At 69.3% G+C, this 1,983-nt stretch carries 1 protein-coding gene and 1 pseudogene; one reads left to right on the top strand and one right to left on the bottom strand.

Annotation, left to right across the window (positions count from 1 at the left end; genetic code table 11):
- Positions 1–198, bottom strand: a pseudogene (locus tag Q7A36_RS39520) (ABC transporter substrate-binding protein); the annotation flags it as partial.
- A gap of 126 nt (positions 199–324) precedes the next feature.
- On the opposite strand from Q7A36_RS39520, the gene Q7A36_RS39515 reads away from it, so the two are divergent.
- The gene (locus tag Q7A36_RS39515; protein ID WP_305109271.1) at positions 325–1,746 is read left to right on the top strand and encodes an IS1380 family transposase; all 1,422 of its coding nucleotides are present in this window, start codon (positions 325–327) and stop codon (positions 1,744–1,746) included.
- Positions 1,747–1,983 lie beyond the last annotated feature (237 nt).

The following is a 1,983-nucleotide window of genomic DNA, read 5'->3' as shown; positions in this document are numbered from 1 at the left end:
GTTCACCGCGCCCGAAGCCTGGCTGATCGGGCCCTTGTAGCCCGACCATCTGCGCAAGTTCATCGCGTCCTTGAACAGCGCGAGCTTGGGATCGGAGGACCACACTGCGCTCTGCCGATAGGCCTCCAGCGGCTGCGACCAGTAGCCGATGCAGCCGGTCAACCAGGGATCATACTGCTCCGCCTCCATCATGAACATGATGAAGCGCTTGGCAGCGTTGATCCCATCGTATTCTCGCTGACAGCGCTCTGAGCGGGTTCTTGCGCGAGATGCGTTTCTGATTCAGGCATTTGCGCTGCGATGTCAGCGAGAGCCGAACCACCCATGGGTGAAACGCCATCGACCTTCCATCCGAGCTTCAACGCAGGCGTGGTGATCGAGGCCCGCGTCGAACGCCTGACCAGCGACGCGGGGGCGGTGATCATGCGCGAGGTGATGGAGCGCAGCGGGATCATCGATTGGCTGACAGAACGGCTGCACGATCCACGGCAGCCGCACCTGGTGACCTATCCCTTGGCCGACCTGCTGCGCACCATGCTGCTGCTCTTCGCCCAGGGCTGGCGTGACCAGGACGACGCCGATGCCCTGCGGCTCGATCCCGCACTGCGGCTGGCGGCGGCCGGGACGCGCAGCACCACGCCGCTGACCGAGGGGGCACACCTGGCCTCGCAGCCGACGCTGTCGCGGCTGCTCGACATCCTGACGCTCGAGCCCAACCGGCCAGTGCTGCGCGAGGCGGTGGGCGAACTCGCTTCCCGGCGGCTGCGGGCCGAGCGCGGTGGCCGTGCGCTGCGCTACCTCACCATCGACGTCGACGGCTTGCCGGTCGAGGTGCACGGCGAGCAGCCGGGCTCGGCTTGGAACGGGCATTACCACCAGCGCATGTACCACCCGATCGTCGCCTGCGCGGCGGAGACGGGCGACCTGCTCGACGCCAGGCTGCGGCCTGGCAACGCGCACACCGCCGAGGGTGCGCTCGACTTCGTCCTCAGCCTCGTCGACCGCCTGGAAGGCTCGATGTGCCAGGTTGCGGCGGTGCGCATGGACGCCGGCTTCCCCGAGGAGCGCCTGCTCGCCGGGCTGGAGCGGCGTGGCACACCCTATGTCGCCAGGCTGCGGAACAACCGCGCTCTCGATCGTCTGGCCGGGCCGTACCTCAGGCGCCCACCGGGACGGCCGCCGGCCGAGCCGCGGCTGTGGTTGCACGAGCTGGAGTACCGAGCCGGCCCCTGGTCGCGCCCGCGCCGGGTCGTGCTGGTGGTCAAAGAGCGCCCGGACGACCTGCTGCTCGACCACTTCTGGCTGCTGACCAGCTTCAGTGCCGCCGCCATGCCCGCCGAAGACCTGCTGACGCATTATCGGCAGCGCGGCACAGCGGAGGGCCATTTCGGCGAGCTGATGGACGTCCTCGCACCGGCGCTGTCCTCAGCGCCGCGCACCAAGAGCCGCTACCGCGACAACCCGCTGCCGGCGCTGCCCACCGGCATTGACGCCGCCGCCCGCAACGAGGCCATCCTGCTGCTGCACCTGCTGGCCTACGAACTGATGCACGCCGGCCGCCGCGCCATGGAACTCGCCACCCACACCGGCTGGAGCCTGCGCCGCTTCCGCGAGCGCGTGCTGCGCGTCGGCGGCCGTGTCCTGCTCCACGCCCGCCGCGTCACCCTCGTCATCGCTCAAACGGCCGCGGGCTTCTGGAGCGCCCTCTGGCTGCGCTTCGAGCGTTTCGCCTGGGCGGGATCCTGAAGCCAGCCTCCGTCCAACACTCTGTGTCGCGCCCATCCCCGCCAGTGTCCCCGGCGGGCGAGGCCGCATGCCCGCAGCGTGCACCAACTGCGCCGCCAACGCCGCCGTAGAGCTCCTCGCACGCGTTCAACCGAAGCCGCACCCTTCAAGACAGCGCTTCGTACCGCCACCAAATGTCCATTTGCCGCCTGAAGCAGCACCACGCGGCATCCATGCGGCAGAGCGTGAATAGGGCGG

This window comes from Paracraurococcus lichenis (assembly GCF_030657435.1).
Taxonomy (GTDB): domain Bacteria; phylum Pseudomonadota; class Alphaproteobacteria; order Acetobacterales; family Acetobacteraceae; genus Paracraurococcus; species Paracraurococcus lichenis.
The sequence above is the reverse complement of the archived record's forward strand: the minus strand, read 5'-3'. Positions and strand labels throughout refer to the sequence as shown.

Excerpts from the sequence above, each read along its gene's own strand:
- Q7A36_RS39515 (WP_305109271.1), top strand. The coding sequence starts at position 325 with ATGGGTGAAACGCCATCGACCTTCCATCCGAGCTTCAACGCAGGCGTG.